Origin of the sequence: Microvirga soli (assembly GCF_016734765.1) — a bacterium.
Classification (GTDB): domain Bacteria; phylum Pseudomonadota; class Alphaproteobacteria; order Rhizobiales; family Beijerinckiaceae; genus Microvirga; species Microvirga soli.
This window is the reverse complement of record NZ_JAERQE010000047.1, coordinates 1-17,744: the sequence shown is the minus strand read 5'-3', so window position 1 is coordinate 17,744 and position 17,744 is coordinate 1. Positions and strand designations below refer to the sequence as shown.

At 62.9% G+C, this 17,744-nt stretch carries 13 protein-coding genes; 6 read left to right on the top strand and 7 right to left on the bottom strand.

The genetic code is table 11. From position 1 onward, the window contains the following. Positions 1-115: 115 nt before the first annotated feature. The 3 genes from JKL45_RS30560 to JKL45_RS24250 form a co-directional block, all read right to left on the bottom strand. The gene (locus JKL45_RS30560) at positions 116-2,239 is read right to left on the bottom strand and encodes a calcium-binding protein (RefSeq protein ID WP_281401808.1); all 2,124 of its coding nucleotides are present in this window, start codon (positions 2,237-2,239) and stop codon (positions 116-118) included. Between the two features lie 282 nt (positions 2,240-2,521). Continuing rightward, the gene (locus JKL45_RS24255) at positions 2,522-2,944 is read right to left on the bottom strand and encodes a hypothetical protein (RefSeq protein WP_201864377.1); all 423 of its coding nucleotides are present in this window, start codon (positions 2,942-2,944) and stop codon (positions 2,522-2,524) included. 158 nt (positions 2,945-3,102) lie between these two features. After that, positions 3,103-4,137 carry a hypothetical protein gene (locus JKL45_RS24250; protein WP_201864376.1) on the bottom strand — a complete coding sequence of 345 codons (1,035 nt, stop codon included), beginning with the start codon at positions 4,135-4,137 and terminating at the stop codon, positions 3,103-3,105. A 151-nt stretch (positions 4,138-4,288) separates the two neighbouring features. Between JKL45_RS24250 and JKL45_RS24245 the strand changes: the two genes are divergently transcribed. Then, on the top strand, positions 4,289-4,810 hold the full coding sequence (locus tag JKL45_RS24245; protein WP_201864375.1) for a GNAT family N-acetyltransferase: 522 nt from the start codon (positions 4,289-4,291) through the stop codon (positions 4,808-4,810). On the opposite strand, the gene JKL45_RS24240 is transcribed toward JKL45_RS24245, so the two are convergent. Together JKL45_RS24240 and JKL45_RS24235 are read right to left on the bottom strand one after the other, a co-directional pair. Beyond that, the gene (locus JKL45_RS24240; protein WP_201864374.1) at positions 4,807-5,331 is read right to left on the bottom strand and encodes a SixA phosphatase family protein; all 525 of its coding nucleotides are present in this window, start codon (positions 5,329-5,331) and stop codon (positions 4,807-4,809) included. The two genes, JKL45_RS24245 and JKL45_RS24240, sit on opposite strands and share 4 nt — an antisense overlap. After that, positions 5,331-6,179, bottom strand: coding sequence for an AAA family ATPase (locus JKL45_RS24235; RefSeq protein ID WP_201864373.1), 849 nt, complete (start codon positions 6,177-6,179; stop codon positions 5,331-5,333). The genes JKL45_RS24240 and JKL45_RS24235 overlap by 1 nt, the downstream gene beginning before the upstream one ends. A gap of 101 nt (positions 6,180-6,280) precedes the next feature. Between JKL45_RS24235 and JKL45_RS24230 the strand changes: the two genes are divergently transcribed. The 4 genes from JKL45_RS24230 to JKL45_RS24215 all read left to right on the top strand — a co-directional run bounded on the left by JKL45_RS24230 (position 6,281) and on the right by JKL45_RS24215 (position 11,507). Further along, positions 6,281-7,567 (top strand): cystathionine gamma-synthase family protein, encoded by a 1,287-nt coding sequence (locus JKL45_RS24230; protein ID WP_201864372.1) that lies wholly within the window; start codon positions 6,281-6,283, stop codon positions 7,565-7,567. A 225-nt stretch (positions 7,568-7,792) separates the two neighbouring features. Further along, positions 7,793-9,637 carry a cation:proton antiporter domain-containing protein gene (locus tag JKL45_RS24225; protein WP_201864371.1) on the top strand — a complete coding sequence of 615 codons (1,845 nt, stop codon included), beginning with the start codon at positions 7,793-7,795 and terminating at the stop codon, positions 9,635-9,637. Positions 9,638-9,700: 63 nt separating this feature from the next. Beyond that, positions 9,701-10,876 (top strand): vWA domain-containing protein, encoded by a 1,176-nt coding sequence (locus tag JKL45_RS24220; RefSeq protein ID WP_201864388.1) that lies wholly within the window; start codon positions 9,701-9,703, stop codon positions 10,874-10,876. A gap of 61 nt (positions 10,877-10,937) precedes the next feature. After that, positions 10,938-11,507: a hypothetical protein gene (locus JKL45_RS24215; protein WP_201864370.1), complete on the top strand. Its 570-nt coding sequence runs from the start codon at positions 10,938-10,940 to the stop codon at positions 11,505-11,507. Between the two features lie 107 nt (positions 11,508-11,614). Here JKL45_RS24215 and JKL45_RS24210 read toward each other — a convergent pair whose 3' ends face one another. Together JKL45_RS24210 and JKL45_RS24205 are read right to left on the bottom strand one after the other, a co-directional pair. Further along, the gene (locus JKL45_RS24210) at positions 11,615-12,040 is read right to left on the bottom strand and encodes a universal stress protein (RefSeq protein WP_201864369.1); all 426 of its coding nucleotides are present in this window, start codon (positions 12,038-12,040) and stop codon (positions 11,615-11,617) included. 15 nt (positions 12,041-12,055) lie between these two features. Beyond that, positions 12,056-12,376: a 2Fe-2S iron-sulfur cluster-binding protein gene (locus JKL45_RS24205; protein ID WP_201864368.1), complete on the bottom strand. Its 321-nt coding sequence runs from the start codon at positions 12,374-12,376 to the stop codon at positions 12,056-12,058. Positions 12,377-12,691: 315 nt separating this feature from the next. Here JKL45_RS24205 and JKL45_RS24200 point away from each other — a divergent pair, with 315 nt between their 5' ends. Further along, positions 12,692-17,545: an apolipoprotein A-IV repeat region-like domain-containing protein gene (locus tag JKL45_RS24200; RefSeq protein ID WP_201864367.1), complete on the top strand. Its 4,854-nt coding sequence runs from the start codon at positions 12,692-12,694 to the stop codon at positions 17,543-17,545. The last annotated feature ends 199 nt before the right edge of the window (positions 17,546-17,744 follow it).

The following is a 17,744-nucleotide window of genomic DNA, read 5'->3' as shown; positions in this document are numbered from 1 at the left end:
GGCGCCAATTGCCAAGCCAAGCTCGAATTTGCCACGCGGCCGATCAGACTTTTGACCAGATAGGAAAGCGCCCGCCGGATCGGTCCAGCGAGCGCCCAAGTAAGCCTGTTTACACTTAGATGACGAAGAAGTCGTGGTAGTAGAGCTTCTGCTTGTTCGAGATCGTGGCGATCTTCACCTGGGCCTTCGAACCGGTGCCATCCTGATCGTAGTAGAGGCTGCCCGTCTTCTTGTCATAGACGATCCGGTCTTCCTTATCCTTGGCCTTTGCGTTCTCCACGAACATGTCCGACTTGAACTTCACCGGCTTCGTTGGCGTGCCCTTCCCGAGTTTGGTGAAGAACTGGTTGTCCAGGTAGATGCTGTCGTCGGTGGACTTGAAGTCGAGGATCTTGTCGACGTTCGTGCTCTTGTTCGCTTTGGTGTCGAACACGAACACGTCCTTGCCCAAGCCTCCACTCAGCTGATCGTTCCCAAGCCCGCCATAGAGGAAGTCATTGCCTTCGAGACCGGCGAGGACGTTGTTCTTGGCATTGCCACTGATGGCATTGGCAAGGCTGTTGTCGGTACCGCGCAGGGCGGTGCCCGTCAGGGTCAGGTTCGAACCGCCATGCGAGAGAGTGAGATCGCCATCGGCCACGATGGTCACCACGTCAGTGCCGGACAGTCGTATGGAGCCGAGCGCGTTATACTGAGTCGATGACAGGTTGTAAGTGTTGTCCTTTGCATCGATCTCATCGATGCCGGCCGCAGCAAGCACTGAGATCTGAGCATGCGTAAGGGCGGCCAGCATTGCACCCGTGTCCGACAGAGTCACAGCATCTGAAGATGATATCTTGGTCGCTCCGAGGGCCTCGTATTGACCGAGGGACAGGGCAAGCTTGTCGTCCAAGGCATCAATTTCGTCGATCCCTGTGGCTACAAGTGCAGAGATTTGAGCTATCGCCAAGGCAGACAACCTAGCACTCGCGTCGGACAGGATCACGGTGTCGGACGATGTCAGTTTGACGTCGCCCAGAGCGCTGTACTGACCTAGCGACAAAGCTATTTTGTTATCGACCGCATCAAGGACGCTAACGCCTTTGCTCGCCAAATTGGCGATCTGCTCTATCGTGAGGCTCCCCAATGCTTGGCCCGTATCGTTCACGGTCAAAACATCAACGCCCTTGGCCTTTGCGCCGGCAGCCTGTGCGCTTGTTAACGTGGTTGCTTCCGCAGCACTCATCGAGAGTGTCACGACATCGGTTGCTGTTAGGCCCATTTCACCGAGGGCATTGTACTGGATGAGCGATAGGTTAAGGGCATTGTCCGTGGCATCGAGGACAGTGACGCCTTTAGTTCCAAAGCTGGTGATTTGAAGAGCACTGAGCTTCGCTAGGATCTGGCCTGTATCCGTCAAGGATAGAAAGTCTACTCCGCTCGCTTTGATGTCGGCAAGCTGATCAAAATCAAGGTCCAGGAACTCGGACAAACGCAATTTTAGAGTGACATTGTCATCAGTATTTAAATTTATCTCCCCGAGAGCACTATATTGATCCATAGAGAGACCAAGCTCGTTATCCGACGCGTCTATGGAATTGACGCCCTTCTGATCCAGACTTGCGATTATCTCAGATGATAGGGAAGATATATTCACCCCGGTGTCAGTGATGACAGCGGCCCCAGCTTGGCTGACAATCTTGATGTTTGACGAAGCCAAGGCCTTCGCTTCATCCACCTCGAAATGATCCGTGTGGATCATCACAGCCCAATTGATGAGGTCGACACCTCTGTCAGACAGGATAGCAATATTCTCTGGCGAGAACCCAAACCCCAGCTTCGACGTATTTACGGTTACGAGATCGTCTTCACTAAAACTCAGATCCGTATCTACCAATGCGATGACAGTTTCATTGAGCAGATGAACACTATCATTGGATGCGTCGATGAAATCGACCTTCCTGGTGCTCAGAGAGTTGATATGCTCAGCCGTCAATCCCCGGAGTTCACTGGATACATCAAACAAAGTGATTTTATCTTCATCACTGAACATGACGCCTTCAAATGCTTGAATTCGAGCAAAACTGAAGGACAGAGCGTTGTCTGTTGCGTCTACACGAACAATCCCATTTTTAGCTAATGCTTCCAGTTCACTGTCAGTCATCCCTTGGATGGCAGCTGCTGTATCAACAATGACAGTTCCTTCTGGAAAGGAACCTTCAGTACGATATTTCTCAACTGTAATTTCGTTATCAGCCATCAACGTCAACCCTGCCCCTAAATCGATACAGATAGGTTCGCTTGCTTTTTACAAGAGCATAACGAGCCTACTTTTTATATGATATAATATAATAAAAGCAAGTTGAAGATAATGCCTAGTATTAAATATAAATGAATTAATAAACGATAACATTTTGAGTGATAAACTATTAATATATTTTTTTTCTTTATAATTATAATAAATATCTAAAAATTTAAAGTAACAAACCAATATAAATTCTAAATAACTAATATTATTTTATTTTAACATGATTGCGCTCATCTATAATCTTCCCCTTTTAATAAAGTTATTCTCGCGCATAACACGATTCCCGATGTATTCCTTCCCTTTGTAGAGGCTCCTCATATGTGCGACGAGCTGGCGCAGGGCAGCAGGATCCTCAGCAATGAAGATGATCTGAACGACGACATCGCCCTGGTTGTATTGTTCCGGTCTGGGCGCCTGCCCTCCCCCGATCCACGCCTCGGCAACGTCAGGGGTGCACAAGGCCCAGCCTATATACCCGACAACCGCCTTGTCCCGCACAGCGAAGGCGTAATGGCGACGCTGAATCTGCCCAACGATAGAGCCCACGAGCTTGTCTGCACGAAAGGATCCGAACGGGGGATGCGCAGCCACATAGGCTGCAGCGAGCCCGAGTGCTCTATCTGGATCGTTCAGTTGCTGCACGGAAGCCTTGTTCACGCCTTTGCTCTCCGGTGCGGGTAGGATGTCTCAATTCTATGCGGCCATCGGTCAGCGAGCACCGAACAGCCACGCGATATCACTAGCATATATCATTTCAGAGAGAAGCGCCCCTGCCTTGAGGAAGCCTGCTCTGGTTGTGGCGGGGTTTAAAGGTCTCAAGGCAACCTGGAAGCCTCGGCGTTCCTTGCCACGGCGATCCGGTCGATCATCCGACGGAGGGCATCTTCCACCATCTCTGGGCTTGCCCGCAAAGCCCCCAGCTCAAAAGCCGACATGGCGAGCATGACATGGGCGAGGTTGGGCTGGGGTGTACCGTCCTCGGCAAACAGCTTCAGGTCGTCGGCCGGACCAAGCCCCAATCCATCAACCATCCGACCCGCATAGTTGCGATGGCGCTGCTCCTCTGAGGGGCAGGCTGCGGCCACTTGGACCTTCGGGCCAGGCTTCGGCGCCGCCGTTGCGGTTGCCGGCTCCCTTACCGGCTTGCGGCGGGTGGCCACCAGAGGCTCCGGCTTGGTAGGCTTCGGCTTCTCGCCCATGCCGGCCGCGATGCTCGGCACCCGGTATTGCGGTGTCTTCGAAGTCATGGGGATCACCAGGGAGACCCGGCCCGGCTTGCCGCCCGGACCTGCCTTTGCCGTATAGCGCACCGCCCCGCCCTTCTTTCTGCGCGAGGCGAGGTACTGCGCCCGGACCGTGCCGCCGATCCCTCTGACGGCCAGCATCGCCATGCCGCCGATGCCGGTTGCCACGTTGCATTCCGCCGGGGCCCAGCGGCGCACGATGTCGAGGGCGGATTTGCGGTTGTACTCCAGGTAATAGCGCCGCAGCAGATTGGCCGCGGCATCGGCGCTGTGATCGGCCGTGGCGAAGCCCACATGGCCCTCGGCGTCGGTGGCGAGTTCCCCGTTCCAGCGGGCGCTCTTGATGCACCAGTAATTGTTGAGCTTGACGCAGCGAGTGACGAAGGGGCGCTCCGCCCGAAAGACGGCAGCCATGGCCACAACCGGCTTCGGCTCAAGGGCATCCATGGCCTCGGAGCGCCAGTTGGTGACCTCGCGGCTTTCGGGCTCATACCGCGCCACTGGAGCCTGCGGCTCAGGCCGCAAGGCGTCGCCGCCGGAATGTGTGTCGCCGGGCAGAAGCGCGCGAGCCGCGAGGACGAGCGCATAAAAGGTCTGAGGCACCATGATGAGGAACAGCCCCCGCTTTGGGCGAATACAATCAGGAGGGTTTCAGGCCAAACGATGGTGGGACGGATAGGTTCATCCTCAATCCGCTCTCTTGACCGCCAGAGGCGTGCATTCCACGAATAGCGACCTTCACCTCCGGCAGGCATCCATGACCTCATGCATCCCGATCCGCATTCTTGAGCCATCAGACGCTGAAAGGTTTCGCGACTTGAGGTTAGAGGCGCTCACCGTTGCGCCGGAAGCCTTCGGCGCGAGCTACGAGGAGGATGCAGCGCTGCCGCTGGAGACGATCCGGGCGCGCCTGTCCGCAAGCCCGAACGTGGTCTTCGGGGCCTTCGCCGATCATGGCCTCATCGGCATGGCGGGCTTTGCCGTCTACGACCGGGTAAAAGCGCGCCACAAGGGCGTGCTATGGGGCGTCTACGTGAAGGCAGAATGGCGCGGGCACCAAGTGGGCAAAAGGCTGGTTCAGAGCGTGATCGACCACGCTTCGCATCATGTGATCATGCTGGAGGCGACGGTCCGCCTTGCGAACGATGAGGCCCGGCGCACCTATCACGGGCTCGGCTTCAAGCCCTATGGAGTCCAGCACAAGGCCCTTCGGGTCGGCGACATGTTCTACGACGAGGAACTGCTCTGCCTCGACCTGCCTCGGCCCGGAGACGCCTAATCGTCCTCGCCGCTGCCTAAGAACTTCGGTGTCACGAACCGCTCGAGCCGACCGGTTTTCTTAGCCACGTCACCCCAGCTCTCCAGCTCGAAATCGATGACAGCAAGACCAGCGGACGGATACTTCTGGCCGAGCCGCAGGATGCTGTCCATGTCGCCCTCGCCGATAAGCAACTTGGCGAGCTCTTCAAAGCCGGGATTGTGGCCGACGAGCAGGAGGGTGCCGATCTTCGGCTCAACCTCGCGCACGATTTCCAGCAGCCGTCCGACGGGTGCCTCGTAGATCCGCCCGTCGGGGCGCATCTCGATCTCGCCGAGGATGGGCTGGACCCGCTCCCAGGTCTCCTGCGTCCGCCGCGCTGGTGACACGATGGCGAGATCGGGCGCGAGCCGTTCCCTCTTCAGGTAGTCGCCTATGACCAGGGCTGCTTCCTGACCCCGCTTTGCAAGCGGACGGTCGACATCGAGGATTCCGGGCGGCCAACCAGACTTGGCATGGCGGAGGAGCAGAAGGCGGAGCATCAGCGTCCTTCCCGTCTGGCGATGAAGGCCAGCTTTTCGAACAGGCTCACATCCTGCTCGTTCTTCAAAAGTGCCCCGTGAAGCGGCGGAATGAGCTTGCGCGTGTCGCGTTCGCGAAGCTGCTCGGGTCCAATGTCTTCGGAGAGCAGGAGCTTGAGCCAATCGAGCAGTTCCGACGTGGAGGGCTTTTTCCTTAAGCCCGGCACTTCGCGCACATCGAAGAAGATCTTGAGCGCCTCCTCGACCATCCGGTGCTTGATGCCCGGGTAATGCACCTCGACGATCCGGGCCATGGTCTCCGCATCCGGGAACTTGATGTAGTGGAAGAAGCAGCGGCGCAGGAACGCGTCCGGCAGTTCCTTCTCGTTGTTGGACGTGATGATCACGATGGGGCGCCGGGCGGCCCTCACCGTCTCGCCGGTCTCGTAGACGAAGAACTCCATGCGATCGAGTTCGAGCAGGAGATCGTTCGGGAACTCGATATCGGCCTTGTCGATCTCGTCGATCAGCAGCACCGGCCGCTCATCCGAGGCAAAGGCCTCCCACAGCTTGCCGCGCTTGATGTAGTTGCGGATGTCCGAGACGCGTGGATCGCCAAGCTGGCTGTCCCGCAGGCGGGAGACGGCATCGTATTCGTAGAGACCCTGCTGGGCCTTGGTCGTGGACTTGATGTGCCAGGTGATCAGCGGGGCGTTCAGGCTCCGGGCGATCTCCTCCGCCAGAACCGACTTGCCCGTGCCGGGCTCCCCCTTGACCAGGAGCGGACGCTCCAGGGTGATGGCGGCATTCACGGCAACCGTCAGGTCCTCGGTGGCCACATACGATTCGGTTCCGGCAAAACGCGCCATTCCACTCTTCCTTGCTTTGTCAGACCCTAAGTCCTGCCCCAGCCTTTCGGCAATCGCATTCATAGGCTAAGCCCATGACAAACAAATGGGAGACATGACCTATGGCATCTAACCGCTATCACAAGGACCGCATCGGCAATCATAAGCTGAAGCCCGAAACCCTGATGCTGGGCTACGGCTATGATCCGACCCTGTCGGAAGGCGCGGTGAAGCCTCCGGTCTTCCTGACCTCCACCTTCGTGTTCAACAGCGCCGAGCACGGCAAGGAGTTCTTCGACTACGTGGCGGGCCGCCGCGAGCCGCCTAAGGGAGAGGCCGCCGGCCTCGTCTATTCCCGCTTCAACCACCCGAATTCCGAGATCGTCGAGGACAGGCTCGCGATCTACGAGGAGGCGGAAGCCGGCCTCCTGTTCTCCTCCGGCATGTCGGCCATCGCCACCACGATCCTGGCCTTCGCCCGCCCCGGCGACGTGATCCTGCACTCGCAACCGCTTTACGGAGGCACCGAGACCCTGATCGCCAAGACGCTCGCCAACATGGGCATCGGGGCCGTGGGCTTCGGCGACGGCGTCGACGAGGCCGGCATCCGGGCTGCCGCCAAGGAAGCCATGGCCAAGGGCCGCGTCTCGGTGATCAAGATCGAGACCCCTTCCAACCCCATGAACACCCTCGTGGATATCGCCTTCATCCGCACTGTCGCGGAGGAGATCGGCGCAGCGCAGGGCCACCGCCCGGTGATCGTGTGCGACAACACCCTGCTCGGGCCCGTCTTCCAGAAGCCCCTGAAGAACGGCGCCGACATCTCGGTTTATTCGCTGACGAAATATGTCGGTGGCCACTCGGACCTGATCGCCGGCGCGGCCTTGGGCTCGAAGGAGTTGATGAAGACGGTGCGCCTGCTGCGCTCCTCCATCGGCACCCAGCTCGATCCCCATTCCTGCTGGATGCTCGGCCGCTCGCTGGAGACCTTGGCGCTTCGCATGAACGCCGCGAACCGCAACGGGGAGATCGTGGCTCAGTTCCTGCACGAGCACCCGAGCGTGGCCAAGGTCCACCACCTCGCCTACCTGCCCGAGGGCTCCCGCGCCCGTCAGGTTTACGAGGAGCAGTGCGACGCACCCGGCTCCACCTTCTCCTTTGACGTCAAGGGCGGCGAGGCCGAGGCCTTCCGGGTGCTCAACGCGCTCCAGGTCTTCAAGCTCGCCGTCAGCCTGGGCGGCACCGAATCGCTGATCTCGCACCCGGCCTCCACCACCCATTCCGGCGTACCGAAGGCAACCCGCGACCGCCTCGGCGTGAGCGACGCCACGATCCGCGTGTCCATCGGCATCGAGCACCCGGACGATCTGGTGGCCGATCTGGCGCAGGCGCTGTCGACACTGAGGTAACCTCAGCCCGTCATCCCAGGCCGCGCAGCGGAACCCGGGATCGCGTGACGATAAGAGCGCCTGCTCCTGAAAACGATCCCGGATCGCCTGTCGGCGTCCGGGATGACGCCTGCGCAGCCATGGCACCATGCGTTCATGTCGCGCCTGCGGCCAACCTCACGCGGCATTAACCTCTTGCGCATCCCTCGCCGGTAGAACGACAATACTTTCAACCGGAAGGACCCAATGGCCGCTGCGATAGACCTCTATGCCTATCAGGAACCGATTCTTTTCCTGGCAACGGCCGCTGTCGTCGTCCCCGTCTTTCATCGGCTCAAGGTCAGCCCGGTGCTGGGGTTCCTGGCGGCCGGCGCATTGCTCGGGCCGTATGGGCTTGGGCGGCTCATCCACCAACACCCCTGGGTCAACTGGCTGACCTTCACGAATCCCGAGGGCACGTCCCGGATCGCCGAATTCGGCGTGGTCTTCCTGCTCTTCACCATCGGCATTGAACTGTCCTGGCAGCGGCTTCGCACCTTGCGGCGGATGGTCTTCGGGTTCGGAACCCTCCAGGTGACTCTGGGCACCATGGTTCTCGGCGTTGCCTTCTTCGCCTTCAATCTCGTTGACACTATTACGGCGGCCACCATCGTCGGCCTCGCCCTGGCTTTGTCTTCCACGGCCATCGTAATCCCCGTTCTGGCGGAGCAGAAGCGCCTCAACACGGTTGCCGGGCGGGCGAGCTTCTCGGCGCTGCTGTTCCAGGATCTTCTGGTCGCCCCGGTTCTGTTCACCATCGCGGTGCTCGACACCGGTAGGCCCGACGTGACACCGTCAACCTTCGTGATCCTGCTCCTGCAGGCGGGCCTTGCCCTTGGTCTGATCATCGGCCTCGGCCGCTTCATCCTGCGGCCCTTCTTTCAGCTCGTCACGGCCACGAAGAGTCCTGAGCTGTTCATGGCCGCCTGCCTGCTCGTCGTGATGGTGACCAGCATGATCGCTGCCGTCAGCGGGCTGTCGATGGCGCTGGGCGCCTTCATCGCCGGCATCCTCCTGTCGGAAACCGAGTATCGCCGCGCCGTCGACGTTACAATCCAGCCTTTCAAAGGCCTGCTTCTCGGGGTCTTCTTCGTGTCGGTCGGCATGAGCCTCGACCTGTCCCGCTTCCTTGAAGCCCCCGTGCTGATCCTCTCGCTCGCCGCCATGGTCATCATCGTCAAGACCATGACGATCGTGGCGCTCGGGCGTCCCTACGGCCTCAACACGGGCGAGGCCGCCGAGACCGGCCTCCTCCTTGGCCCTGGCGGCGAATTCGCCCTCGTGATCCTGGGTGCGGCGATGATTGCCGGCCTCGTGCCGGGGGGCATCGGCCAGAACCTCCTCCTCGTGACCACTCTCACGATGGTGGCGATCCCGCTCCTGGCCCGCATGGGGCAGCGCCTGGGCCGGAGGCTGGAGGTTCGCCGGCCGCTCGATGCCATCGTCACCGTTGCTCCGCCGGCCGATGAGGTCGGGCGTGTGATCATTGCCGGCTACGGGCGGGTGGGCCAACTCGTCGGCGAGATGCTCGACCGCCACAAGATCCCCTATCTTGCCATCGACCTCGATCCCGCCCGTGTGGCAGCGGAGCGCAAGGCGGGCAAGCCGGTCTATTACGGCGACGGCTCCTACCCGGAGTTCCTCCGGGCCTGCGGCATCGACAGGGCGGTTGCACTGGTGATCACCCTCGACACCCTCAGCTCCATCGAGGCGGTCGTATCCGCCGCGCGGCAGGAATGCACCGAGATCACCATCGTGGCCCGCGCCCGCGACGCTCGCCACGCCACCCAGCTTTACGAACTCGGGGTGGATGATGCCGTTCCGGAAACCATCGAGGCCTCGCTTCAGCTGAGCGAGGCTGTCCTGAGCGATATCGGGGTTCCCATGGGGCTGGTGATCGCCTCGATCCATGAACGGCGCGACGAGTTCCGGGAACTCCTCAAGAAGAGCAACCCGAAGCAAGACCCGGATCGGGCTGTGTTCCAAGCGCGGCGGCGTGTCGGGAAGACGCATCCCTCGGCTGGGGTCGAGCAGGTGACCAAGGCATCCTGAAGCGAGTCTCTTGAAACCCGCCTGCCCTATTGACCTTCCCACTCCTTGCCCGACATTGGCGCGATGTTCCTGACCTTCTTCACAGAGCTGCGCGCGGCCAAGGTGCCGGTCTCGTTCCGGGAGTATCTCGCCCTGCTGGAGGCGCTCGACCGGGACCTCGCCGACAAGAGCGTGGAGGAGTTCTACTACCTCTCCCGCGTCTGCCTGGTGAAGGACGAGCGGCATTTCGATAAGTTCGACCAGGTCTTCGCCCATGTATTCAAGGGCCTCGAGAGCATGGGCCGCGCGGTCGAGGAGACCGGCATCCCGGAGGAATGGCTGCGCAAGCTCGCCGAGCGCTATCTCACCGACGAGGAGAAGCGCCAGATCGAGGCCATGGGTTGGGACAAGCTCTGGGAGAACCTTAAAAAACGCCTCGAGGAGCAAAAGGGACGTCACCAGGGCGGCAACAAGTGGATCGGCACCGCCGGCACCTCGCCTTATGGCGCCCATGGCTACAACCCGGAAGGCGTGCGCATCAGCCAGGACAAGAACCGCAACTTCCGCGCCGTGAAGGTGTGGGACAAGCGCGAGTTTAAGGATTTCGACGACAGCGTCGAGCTCGGCGTGCGCAACATGCGCGTTGCGCTCAGGCGGCTCCGCCGCTTCGCCCGCACCGGCTCGGCTGAGGAACTCGACCTCGACGAGACGATCCACGAGACGGCCCACAAGGGCTATCTCGACGTGCGCCTCAGGCCTGAGCGCCGCAACGCCGTGAAGGTGCTGCTCTTTCTCGATGTGGGCGGCTCCATGGACTGGCACATCGAGATCGCCGAGGAGCTGTTCTCGGCAGCCAGACTCGAGTTCAAGCATTTCGAGCATTTCTACTTCCACAACTGCGTCTATGAGAATGTGTGGAAGGAGAACCGCCGCCGGTTCGACGAGAGGATCCCCACCCTCGACGTGATCCGCACCTATCCGTCGGATTACCGCGTGGTCTTCGTGGGCGATGCCTCCATGAGCCCCTACGAGGTCACTCATCCCGGCGGTTCCGTGGAGCACTGGAACGAGGAAGCGGGTCAAGTCTGGCTGCGGCGCATCCTCGACCATTTCCACAAAGCCGTGTGGCTGAACCCGGTGCCGCAACCGCATTGGGGCTATACGCAATCGATCAACCTGATCCGGCAGACCTTCAGCGAGCGCATGTTTCCGCTCAATCTCGAAGGCATCGACCACGCGATGCGTGAATTGGTGCGGTAAGGATCATGCCGTAATCCGGAACCGGTTTGCCGGAACGACGGCCCCCGGTTAAAGAAGCCTCATGTCCCAAACCTATTCCCACAGCCCCAAGCCATTCAGCGGGCCAATCTCCTTCACCCTCAAGGGCAGCACGCTCACGGTGGATTCCGGCCGCAAGGTGCACGAGGTCCAGCTTGGCGCGGTGGACACTGTACGCATGACCTTCGAGCCCGGACGGCTGGCGCAGAAATCGTACCGCACCAAGGTCACCCTGAAGGACGGCAAATCCTTCACCTTCAACTCCCTCGACTGGAAGAGCCTTGTCGAGGCTAAGGAGATGACGAAGGAATACCGCGCCTTTGTAAAGACCCTGTGTGAGGCCATCATCCAGGCCAATCCCGAGGTCCGCTTCGTGGCCGGCAAGCCCATGGGCCTGTGGCTGCCCACATCCGGCCTCGCTATCGCGTCCCTCCTGGCCATGGCCTATCTGGTCTGGCAGGCTTTCCAGATGGGCGCGACCCCCGTCGCACTCCTGGGCATCCTCCTCGCCATCGTGGGCTATTGGCAGATCGAGCCGATGATCCGGCTCAACAAGCCCCGCCCGTTCCGCTCGGAGGCACTGCCGGAAGAGCTTCTGCCGAAGGCTTCGTAAGCCTCACATATCCCTCTTCGTCGTCATGCCCGCACTTGTTGCGGGCATCCACGTCTTTGCAGTGGGTGAGGACGTGGATGCCCGGCCATGACGACCGGAGGTGAAACTCAGGCCCTCACCACCAGCACCGAGCACCGGGCGTGGCGCACGATGGTGGAGGCGTTGGAGCCTAGCAGGTACGTCGCCATGGTGGGGCGATGCGAGCCGACCACGATGAGGTCGGCGCCGGTCTGCTCAGCCTCGTCCAGGACCTCGGCATAGACGGAACCGAGACGAACGGCGGTAGACACGCGCTCGGCCGGCAGCGCGACCCCGGCCGCCACCTCGGCGAGCTTGGCGTCCGCCTGTCCCTGCTGCTCCTCGTCGAAGGCAGGCGGCATGAACTCCATGTAGGTGACCGGCACGATGGCCCGTACATAAATCAGCCGCAGGGAGCCGCCCGAATTCTTGGCGAGTTCGACCGCCTTGTCGATGGCCGCCTTGGCCGCTTCCACCTCACCGAGATCGACGGGCACCAGAATGGTCTTGAACATGATCTGCCTCCAGGTTCAGCCTTGCCGGGACGGAGTGTGAACGACGAGACCGTCGAGCTCCGGCCGCACCCGGATCTGGCACGAGAGCCGCGAATTAGGGCGCACATCGAAGGCGAAGTCGAGCATGTCCTCCTCCATGGGCTGGGGCTGGCCCGTGGCGGCCTCCCACTCCTCGGCCACATAGACATGGCATGTGGCGCAGGAGCAGGCCCCGCCGCACTCGGCTTCGATGCCGGGAACGCCATTGCGGATGGCCGTTTCCATGACGGTTGCGCCCTCCTCCGCCTCGACGGTGCGGGCGGTTCCCTCGGTATCGATGAACGTGATCTGGATCATTGCGGACCTCTGCTTGCTGGCGCATACTTATGACAGACTGCACCGGAAGACGAGAGACGGGCCCGGCGCACGCCGTCTTTTTGCCGCATTGTGCCCCGTAGTGCGGGTTACTAAGCCGTTAACGACGTTCGCAAGTGGCAGGGGACATCCGGTTTCCTTGTTTCAGTTCGGCCGCTAGACTTGCTTGGTAAATGACAGATTACCGTGCGGAAGTCCCTTTAGGGTCGTCTGTAGCGGCTGAGGCCATGCATTCACCTTGCTTTTCGTGGATTGAGTGCGGCTTCAGAATCATCAGTTGCGTCACGAGGGCGGATCATGGCGACCGAGAACAAGAAGATGAAGGACCCGGCTGAAGCAGCCCTTTCGGCTGTGGAGCAGGCACTCAACCTTGACGAGACTTTCGTGATCCACACCCCGTCTCGGCCGGGTGACAAGCCCTTCGGCGAAGATCCCAAGCTGCCTGATATCGACGATCACGACTTCACAAGAGGTCCCTTCGGGCTCGGCTCTGACTCCCTTTCCGCTCACGCCGACGACCACGACCCGCGGCTCGACGACATGGCCCGCTCCGGTTTCGTCGCCCCCGACCGGAATGCCGTGGCCAACGACGACCGCCAGAATGTCGGCGTGATGCTGCAGGCTCTCCAAGTTCGCCCCTCCCGCCGGGCCTACTGGATGGCCGCGCTTCTTTCCCTGCTTTGGATCGGCGGCATCGGCGCCCTCGCCTACACCCAGGGCATCACCACGCCTGAGCAGCTCCTCGCTACATTCTCGACATCCCAGCTGGCGCTCGGCGCCGTGGGTCTCGTCGGGCCGATCTTCCTGTTCTTCATCGCCGCCATGCTCACCGTCCGGTCGCAGGAGATGAAGCTGGTGGCCCGCGCAATCGGCGAAGTGGCCACGCGCCTTGCCCAACCCGAGAGCTTCTCCACCGACGCGGTCCTCTCCGTCTCGCAGGCCGTGCGCCGTGAAGTGGCGGCCGTGGGCGACGGCGTCGAACGGGCGCTCGCCCGCGCCGGCGAGCTCGAAACCCTCGTGCGCAGCGAAATCTCGACCCTTGAGCGCGCCTATTCCGACAACGAGATCCGCATCCGCTCGCTCATCGATGAGCTCGTGGCGCAGCGCGAAGCCATCGTGTCGAACGCTGAGCGCGTGCGCGGCTCGATCACCGGCGTGCACCAGAACCTGATCCAGGATCTCGACGGCGCCAGCGAGCGCGTCGTGTCCGCCGTCAGCGGCGCAGGCGACAAGGTCACCGCTTCGCTTGAGAAGCAGGGCGACCACATCACCCAGGCCCTCGGCCGCGCCGGCGAGCGCGTCGTCGAGGAGATGGCAAGCCGCGGCGTCGAACTGGTCGACCGTCTCGCGGGCTCCAGCGACGAAATCAAAAACGGCATCTCCGAGGTGGGCGTGACGATCACGACCGCTCTCGAGAGCAAGGCCCAGGACATCACCGGCGCCTTCGAGCGCACCGGCGACCTCCTGACCCGTCACCTGCAGGAAGGCGCGAGCCAGGTCACCCGCACCCTGGCCGAGACCGGCCGCGGCGTGATCGACGCCCTCGCCCAGCAGGGCAACGACGTGCGCGAGGCCTTCGAGCAGACCGCTCGCACCCTGGAAGACAGCTTCACCCAGCGCGGAGCCGAGATCACCGAGAAGCTCGCGGCCACCGGCGGCGTGATCGCCGACGACATCTCCGCCCGCACGGCCGAAATGCGCGACCAGATCGCGGCAGCCGGCACCTCGGTGAGCGAGGAGATTGTGACCCGCGGCACCCAGATGCGCGAGCAGCTCTCCGAGACCGGAGCTTCGCTCGTTCAGGCCCTCACCACCAGCAGCGGCACCGTGCGCGAGGAGTTCGCCCTCACGGCCGGCTCCCTCATCGAAGAGCTTGCCACCCGCGGCAGCTCCCTGCGCGAGCAGCTTGCCAGCACGGGCACCGGCGTCGTCGACGAGATTGTGCTGCGCGGCAATGAGTTCCGCGAGAGCCTGGCAACTACTGCGGGCGACGTCACCCGCGAGATCACTCAGCGCGGCACCGAGGTGCGCGAGCACCTGGAGGGTGCCGTGCGGCTTGCCGACGAGTCCATCGGCACCCGTGTCGAAGACCTCGCCAGCCGCCTGGAAAGCGCCAGCCTGCGCGTCAGCGAATCCGTCACCGTTCAGGGCCAGGCCCTCGAGACCAGCCTCACCCAGGCCGGCGAGCGCCTGTCGGGCATCATGGGAACCCAGGTCGAGGAATTCCGCTCCGCGTTCGAAAACCGCGGCCAGGAGTTCTCCGACACCCTGTCCCTCCACACCGAGGACGCACAGACCCGCCTTGCCAGCACGGCGAAGGACATCGTGCTCGCCATCGCCAGCCAGGGCTCGCGCGTCAACGAGGCCCTCAACCGCACGGCCGAGGCCCTGTCCACCACCGTCGACACCCGCACCCGAGAGATGGAAGAGACCCTCGTGGCCCGGCTCTCGGCCCTGGAGGACGTCACCACCCGCGGCAGCGAAGTGGCCGAGCGCATCTCCCGCGATGTGGGCAGCATGACCGAGACCATCACCGGCCGCCTCGAAGAGATGGACCGCCTGATCACCGTGCAGGGCCGCACCGTGGCCGAATCCTTCACTGAGCGTGCCCGCGAGGCGACCACCGCCATCGAGACGCAGCTTTCGGCCCTTGAGGACCATGCATCCCGCCGCACCGGTGAGATCACGACCAACTTCGACGCCATCGTCGAGCGGGTCGACAGCGTGCTCGGCGCCCGCTCCACGGCCCTCAACGAGGCCCTCGTGGTGCGCACCGGCGAGATGGCCCGCGTCATGGCCGAAGGCGGCCGCGACGTGGCCACGGCCCTCCAGGCCCGCGTGGACGAAATCAGCCAGGCGATCACGGCCAAGACCAACGCCATCGCCGACACCCTGTCCTCCAAGGCCGAGCAGATCGGCCAGTCCCTCGACGGCCGCATCACGGCGATCAACGAGGTGCTGGGCAGCCGCGCCGACGAGATTTCCGAGACCCTTGGCGCCCGTGCCTTCGAGATCAACCAGACCCTGGGCAGCCGCGCGGAAGAGATCGCCGCGACGCTGGGCAGCCGTACCGAGGAGCTTGCCGCCGCTCTCAACCAGAGCGTCACGATGCTCGAGGACAGCGTCGTCAACCGCCTGACCGGCGCTGCCGAGACCATCGACGAGCGCGGCCAGGCCGTTCTCGGCTCGCTTACCGGCCGCATCGGCGAGATCCGCTCGATCTTCGACACGCAGGGCGCATCGCTCGTCGAGAGCCTGGGCAGCCGTGGCGAGGTCATCGGCCGCGAGGTCGCGGCCATCAGCGACACAACCCTGCGCAGCCTCGAAGAACGCAGCAACGCGGTCATCGAGAGCCTGCAGGACCGCAGCACCACCCTCCTCTCGTCGCTCCAGGAGCGCACGATGGAGCTTACCGCCTCCTACCTGCAGTCGACGGAGGCCGTGCGCGTTTCCATCAACGAGGGAACCGAGCAGACGGTCGAGGCCCTCACCGGCGCCAACGAGCGCCTGCGCGGCGAACTCACCGACGTGCTCGGCCGCCTGACCGATGCCAACCGCCTGCTCCAGCAGGTGGCGGCTTCCGCCAGCAGCAACCTCGGGGCCGTCGAGGACGGTCTGGCCGGACGCGTCCAGCATATCGAGACGCTCCTATCGGAGATCGCCACGCAGACCGGCCGCGCCTCCGACCAGGTGGCCGAGCAGGTCGACGAATTGCGCAACGTGTCGTCCGGCGCCATCCAGCAGGCGCTGGAACTGGCCCGCAGCCTCGAGGCGCGCGGACAGGCGCTCACCAGCACCACCGGCGAGCAGATGCGCACCCTCACCGAGGCGGCCGCTGCCCTGGAGAGCGTCGAGGCCCGCATGAACGAGGCACTCTCCAGCCGCCAGCAGGCCCTGGACGAGCTCCTGACCCGGATCGGCGAGCGCTCGCAGGACCTCGAATCCGTCACGCGCTCCTTCACCACCCTCTTGGAGGGCTCCCTCGAGAGCGCCGAAGCCAAGGCACGCCAGATCGGTTCGGTCCTGTCCTCGGCGGCCGACACCACCACGGCCGCCATCGGCGAGCAGTTCGAGCGCATCCGCGCCACCACCGGCCAGGAGAGCGAGCGGACCGCGGAGGCCCTGCGCGCCAGCTACGAGCAGGCCACCACCGAGATGGCAGCAGCACTGGGCAAAGCCACCGCTCAGTTCCGCGACGCCATGGGCGAGCTGCGCGGCATGACCGGCAACATCCAGTGCGAGCTGGAGGCCACCCGCGCCGAACTCCGCCGCGGGGTCGTCGAGCTGCCGCAGGAGACCCAGGAAACGACCGCCAACATGCGCCGCGTCGTCGCCGACCAGATCAAGGCCCTGAACGAGCTGTCGGCTCTCGTGTCGCGCTCCAACCGTCTGGTCGACGCGGCTCCGGCCGCCCAGCCGCGCAAGGCCGCCGTCAACGAAACCCCGGTTGCCGCGACCATGGCGGCCGTCGCCGCTGCGGTCGAGCAGCGCATCGCCCAGACCCCGGCGCCTGTTCCGGTTCCTACCCCGATGCCTGCCCCTGCCCCGGCTCCGGTGGCACGTCAGGCCGAGCCGAAGCCCACCCCGGCTCCTGCGCCCGTGCGCCAGGCACCGCCTGCGGCCGAGCGTCCGGCCCCACGCCGTGAGGAGGCTCCTTCCCGTGAAGCGCCTGCCCGTGAGGCCCCTGCCCGCGAGGCCGGTGCCCGTGGCGGCTGGCTGTCGGATCTCCTGAACCGTGCCTCCCGCGAGGAGAATGTGGAGCCGTCCCGCGGCAGCCCGGCAGCCCGTCCCGACCGCTCGCGCACCAACAGCCTCGAGTCGCTCGACTCGATCTCGGTCGACATCGCCCGCATGATCGATCACGACGCGGCCGTGGAGCTGTGGGACCGCTACCGCCGCGGCGAGAGCAACGTGTTCACCCGCCGGCTCTACACCCTGCAGGGTCAGCAGACCTTCGAGGAAATCCGCCGCAAGTACGGCCGCGACGACGAGTTCCGGCAGACGGTGGACCGCTATGTGGAGGAGTTCGAGCGCCTGCTCGCCGAAGTCTCCCGCGACGACCGCGATTCCATGCTGACCAAGACCTACCTCACGTCGGAAACCGGCAAGGTCTACACTATGCTGGCCCATGCGAGCGGCCGGTTCGACTGAGCCGTCTCCTCGTCTCGACGAATACGAAAAACGCGGCTTCCGGGCCGCGTTTTTTGTTGCTGGTCTGCTAATGCGCCGGTGTCATTCCCGGCCGGAGCGCAGCGGAGGGGAATCCAGAGCGCCTAAAGCGCTTTTGATCTGGGCTTGAATCCATTCGGGTGGGCTGCGCGTTGACTAGGATATGGCCCGGGAGGCAAGC

What these genes read in the sequence shown, in the direction of transcription:
- JKL45_RS24205 (WP_201864368.1), bottom strand. Translation starts at nt 12,376, where the DNA reads ATGATCCAGATCACGTTCATCGATACCGAGGGAACCGCCCGCACCGTC.
- JKL45_RS24240 (WP_201864374.1), bottom strand. Translation starts at nt 5,331, where the DNA reads ATGCTCCGCCTTCTGCTCCTCCGCCATGCCAAGTCTGGTTGGCCGCCC.
- JKL45_RS24250 (WP_201864376.1), bottom strand. Translation starts at nt 4,137, where the DNA reads ATGGTGCCTCAGACCTTTTATGCGCTCGTCCTCGCGGCTCGCGCGCTT.
- JKL45_RS24210 (WP_201864369.1), bottom strand. Translation starts at nt 12,040, where the DNA reads ATGTTCAAGACCATTCTGGTGCCCGTCGATCTCGGTGAGGTGGAAGCG.
- JKL45_RS24230 (WP_201864372.1), top strand. Translation starts at nt 6,281, where the DNA reads ATGGCATCTAACCGCTATCACAAGGACCGCATCGGCAATCATAAGCTG.
- JKL45_RS24215 (WP_201864370.1), top strand. Translation starts at nt 10,938, where the DNA reads ATGTCCCAAACCTATTCCCACAGCCCCAAGCCATTCAGCGGGCCAATC.
- JKL45_RS24200 (WP_201864367.1), top strand. Translation starts at nt 12,692, where the DNA reads ATGGCGACCGAGAACAAGAAGATGAAGGACCCGGCTGAAGCAGCCCTT.
- JKL45_RS24245 (WP_201864375.1), top strand. Translation starts at nt 4,289, where the DNA reads ATGACCTCATGCATCCCGATCCGCATTCTTGAGCCATCAGACGCTGAA.
- JKL45_RS24225 (WP_201864371.1), top strand. Translation starts at nt 7,793, where the DNA reads ATGGCCGCTGCGATAGACCTCTATGCCTATCAGGAACCGATTCTTTTC.
- JKL45_RS24235 (WP_201864373.1), bottom strand. Translation starts at nt 6,179, where the DNA reads ATGGCGCGTTTTGCCGGAACCGAATCGTATGTGGCCACCGAGGACCTG.
- JKL45_RS24220 (WP_201864388.1), top strand. Translation starts at nt 9,701, where the DNA reads ATGTTCCTGACCTTCTTCACAGAGCTGCGCGCGGCCAAGGTGCCGGTC.
- JKL45_RS30560 (WP_281401808.1), bottom strand. Translation starts at nt 2,239, where the DNA reads ATGGCTGATAACGAAATTACAGTTGAGAAATATCGTACTGAAGGTTCC.